Annotated in this window: 5 protein-coding genes; 3 read left to right on the top strand and 2 right to left on the bottom strand. The window is 41.0% G+C overall.

The features are described from left to right. Positions 1–114 precede the first annotated feature (114 nt). Positions 115–453 (top strand): transcriptional regulator, encoded by a 339-nt coding sequence (locus NTU69_05660; protein ID MCX5803006.1) that lies wholly within the window; start codon positions 115–117, stop codon positions 451–453. An 8-nt stretch (positions 454–461) separates the two neighbouring features. Here the strand turns inward: NTU69_05660 and NTU69_05655 are convergent, their stop codons facing one another. Both NTU69_05655 and NTU69_05650 read right to left on the bottom strand, forming a co-directional pair. Then, complete coding sequence (locus NTU69_05655; protein MCX5803005.1) at positions 462–1,772, bottom strand: glycerate kinase; 1,311 nt, start codon at positions 1,770–1,772, stop codon at positions 462–464. A 65-nt stretch (positions 1,773–1,837) separates the two neighbouring features. Beyond that, entirely contained in the window at positions 1,838–2,371 is a 534-nt protein-coding gene (locus NTU69_05650; GenBank protein MCX5803004.1) for a YbhB/YbcL family Raf kinase inhibitor-like protein, read from the bottom strand. A gap of 89 nt (positions 2,372–2,460) precedes the next feature. Between NTU69_05650 and lpxK the strand changes: the two genes are divergently transcribed. Beyond that, positions 2,461–3,519 (top strand): tetraacyldisaccharide 4'-kinase, encoded by a 1,059-nt coding sequence (gene lpxK / locus NTU69_05645; GenBank protein ID MCX5803003.1) that lies wholly within the window; start codon positions 2,461–2,463, stop codon positions 3,517–3,519. Positions 3,520–3,624: 105 nt separating this feature from the next. Then, positions 3,625–3,852 (top strand): 2-isopropylmalate synthase (locus tag NTU69_05640; protein MCX5803002.1); only part of this gene is annotated, 228 nt, incomplete at its 3' end.

Genomic DNA, 3,852 nt, shown 5'->3' with positions numbered 1-3,852 from the left:
TAACAAAAAAACTTTAATAGGAAAAGCTCACCTAATTGTTTCTTATCTATTGCACTCCCCGATAAGGCCATCTTTACCATTTGCCCGGAGAGGAGCTTTACGTTATAATGTGAAATGAGGAAAAAGAGACCAAAAGAGCCTCCGGAGCCCGTTGAAAGGCATGATACAATACGGAAGTATATAAAGGCCCTCCTCGAAGAATATACCCTCTCTGCAAAAGACATATCCACGTATGCAAGAATTTCCGAGAAGGATGTGTGTGACCATATTGAACATATCAAAAAAACAATGAACAAGGGTAACCAGCGTCTTGTTGTTAAACCTGCTCAATGTGAGAAGTGCGGCTTTGTGTTTAAAAAAAGGGGTAGGTTGACAAAACCGAGTAAATGCCCTATGTGCTATAGCAGTTTAATCCACCCGCCACTTTTTTCAATCAGTACTGTCAGCCAATGAAAGGAGGCTCAGGCAATCAATATAATCTGGATATCCATAACATTTGTGCCTGTTGGGCCTGTGATAAAAAGTCCATTGATTTTATCGAAAAGATTGTAGGAGTCGTTATTTTTTAAATATACCTCAGGGTCAAGACCTTTAACCTTTGCACTTTTAACAGTTTGTCCGTCAACGAAAGCGCCTGCCGCATCGGTAGGTCCATCTGTACCGTCACTCCCGGCAGAGAGAAATGTAATACCATCAATACCATCAATCTCTAATGCAAACGACAGCGCCATCTCCATATTTCTCCCACCTGTACCATTACCCTTTACAGTCACCGTTGTTTCGCCTCCGGCAATTAAACAAATGGGTTTCCTGACGTTTGACCTTCTAATTTCAATTGCCTTTTTTGCAAACAAGCTGCCAACCTCTTTTGCTTCCCCCTGAATCTCAGTTGATATTACAGATGCATCAAACCCGAGTTCGGAAGCCTTTATCCTTGCGGCATCAGTTGCCATCCTGTTACTACCCACAATAATGTTTTCAACCTTCTCAAATATTGGGTTTCCCTCTTTTGGGGTTTCTGGTAAATTACCCTGTACGCCATCTTTTAATAAGCTTAATATCTTTTGTGGAACTCTGTCAGTTAGGTTGTATTTGCTGATTACACCGAGGGCATCCTGGTAGGTTGTTTTATCAGGCGATGTAGGTCCTGAGGAAATGACATCCAACCTGTCACCGATAACATCTGAGAGTATAAGGGATAATGTTTTTGCAGGAAAAGCAAGCTCTGCAAGCCTTCCCCCCTTCACGCCTGAGATGTGTTTCCTTATGGTATTAAGCTCATTAATGTTTGCCCCTGCCTTGAGTAACAATTCTGTGACCCGTTGTTTTTCGCTGAGGGTTATGCCGTTACAGGGGGCTACGAGGAGGGCAGAACCGCCGCCAGATATCAGAGATACCACGAGGGTTTGCCGGTCAGCTTTTTTAAGAAGATTGATAATGTTTTTTGTTACCCTGAACCCGTTTTCATCTGGCACCGGATGACCTGCCTCGAAGATATTGATCTTGTTGGAGAGGTCAGTCTTTGTGGCGTGACCATATTTAGTAATGACTATCCCGCTGGTGATGATATCGCCTGCAGAATCTATAACCGCCCGTGTCATTGGAAACGCAGCCTTACCAAAACTCACAAGGAATAGTTTATTGAATTTTTCGTTATGATATGTAGAGACAATATAATCTGTATGTATTCTTACAGACTCATAAGGATCCGCTGCGTGTAGTGCGGAGTTGAATATATCAATAGCTAATTTTTTGTTAATACCATCTTCCATAATTTCATGAAATAATTTTATTCATAATCGAAAAAAGCGCTCAGAGCAAAAAGCTATCTAAACGACTATCTTTTTTTGTATAGCCCTATAATCTGAGCCTGTGCAAGAATATGTCCCTTCATGGCTTTTTCAAGGTCGGCCTTTGTAGAGTTGGGGCTAATGTTGAGCGTGGTATCAAGGGCATACAGTTTGAAAAAATACCTGTGGGTGCCGGAAGGCGGGCATGGTCCTCCATAATTGTTTTTTCTAAAATCGTTTATACCCTGTATGGCGCCCTTTGGTACATAATTTTCTTTAATTTCTTTTATTTTAGGGTCAATATTCCACATCACCCAGTGAACCCATAGGCCTACCGGGGCATCAGGATCATCAACGATTAATGCGAGGGACTTTGCCTCTTTCAGAACATTTTCAATAATAAGGGGTGGATTCATATCCTTTCCATCACAGGTATACTGTCTGGGTATGGACCCGTTGTCCTTAAAGGCAGGACTTGCTATCTTAAGTTGGCCCATCTTGACCTCCTCCTTGCTTAACCCCTCTGAGAAAAGAAAAAACACTATAAGTAATGGTAAAAAATAGATTAATTTATGTTTCATCTTTTCCTCCTTAACAGCTTTGTTTATAGTTGAATTATAGCAAAGTTTTTGATTTTTGGCACTCTTTTTGATATAAACTAACTCAATACATGCAAAATACCATAAGAAGAATATGGAAAGGAGAGGCAAAATATATAAAATTTATTTTGTATATCCCCCTTTTTTTTCTTTCTTATCTGTATGGTAAGTGCCTATTATTGAGGGAGTATATGTACAAAACCGGTATGATGAAAGTTGAGGAAGCCCCCATCCCTGTAATAAGTATTGGCAACATTTCATTAGGGGGCACTGGCAAAACTCCAATAGTTGAAAAACTTGCGGCAGAGCTTAAAAGGGAGGGTTTTAACCCCGGGATAATTACAAGGGGTTATAAGAGAAAAAGAAAGGGCATATTTTCTATAGATGCAGGTAAGGATAGTGCAGAAGATGTGGGAGATGAAGCTATAATGCTTGCAAAAAAAGGCCAATGTCCCGTGATTGTCGGCATCAATAGGGCACGGGCGATTGACGATGGGATAAAAACATTTAAAATGGATGTGGCGCTGCTTGATGATGGTTTTCAATTGAAGAACATCAAAAAGGATATTGAGATACTCGTTCTCAATGGAAAAGAGGGCGGGAAAAATAATGCACTATTTCCACTCGGTCCGTGCAGAGAACCATTTGAAAGGATTAAAGAGGCAGACATAATATTGGTGAATAAGGGCGATCTGGATAATGACATAAAGGATATAACTAAAGGTATACCAGCATTTAAAGTGAAATATAAACCGGCGTATCTCTACAATCTCAGACACAATCTTATTGCCAATTACAATTTTCTGAAAGGAAAAGGCATCCTTGCCTTTTCAGGGCTGGGTGATAACGAATCATTTTTTAACCTGTTAAGAGATCTGGGAGCCAATGTTATTCATGAGATTGCATATCCTGACCATTATGCCTATAAGCAAAAGGATATAGATAGGATCTCATCTTTTGAGGATACAGATGTAATTGTAACTACAGAAAAGGATGCCGTAAAGATTACCCACATGGAGGTTCCGGAAAATCTCTTCTACCTGTCAATAGAAGTTGATGTGGATCGGGAACAGGAGTTCCTTGAGCTGATATTTAAAAGGCTGAAGACGAAGGACGAAGGACGCATTTAAAAACGTTCTAATGAGTCCCGCTTTATGCGGGACGAATGGTCGTCCAAGTCACGCCATAGGCGGGACGGTCGTCCATCGTTTATCACAAAAAACAAAGAGGTGGATATGTCAAAAAGAATCTTTATATTTGATACAACACTGAGGGATGGGGAGCAGTCACCAGGAAATACCATGAACACACAGGAGAAACTTCGGGTTGCCAGGCAGCTTGAAATCCTTGGCGTTGATATCATCGAAGCAGGCTTTCCGATAGCCTCTGACGGTGATTTTGACGCAGTCAAGCAGATTGCAGGTATTATCAAGAATAGTGAGGTTGCAGGTCTTGCCAGGGCA

The organism is Pseudomonadota bacterium (genome assembly GCA_026388215.1).
Classification (GTDB): domain Bacteria; phylum Desulfobacterota; class Syntrophorhabdia; order Syntrophorhabdales; family Syntrophorhabdaceae; genus JAPLKF01.
This window is presented reverse-complemented; position numbering and strand designations above follow the sequence as displayed.

Bases quoted from the DNA above. Each gene is read 5' to 3' on its own strand.
- lpxK (MCX5803003.1), top strand. From the start codon at position 2,461: ATGCAAAATACCATAAGAAGAATATGGAAAGGAGAGGCAAAATATATA.
- NTU69_05660 (MCX5803006.1), top strand. From the start codon at position 115: ATGAGGAAAAAGAGACCAAAAGAGCCTCCGGAGCCCGTTGAAAGGCAT.
- NTU69_05650 (MCX5803004.1), bottom strand. From the start codon at position 2,371: ATGAAACATAAATTAATCTATTTTTTACCATTACTTATAGTGTTTTTT.
- NTU69_05655 (MCX5803005.1), bottom strand. From the start codon at position 1,772: ATGGAAGATGGTATTAACAAAAAATTAGCTATTGATATATTCAACTCC.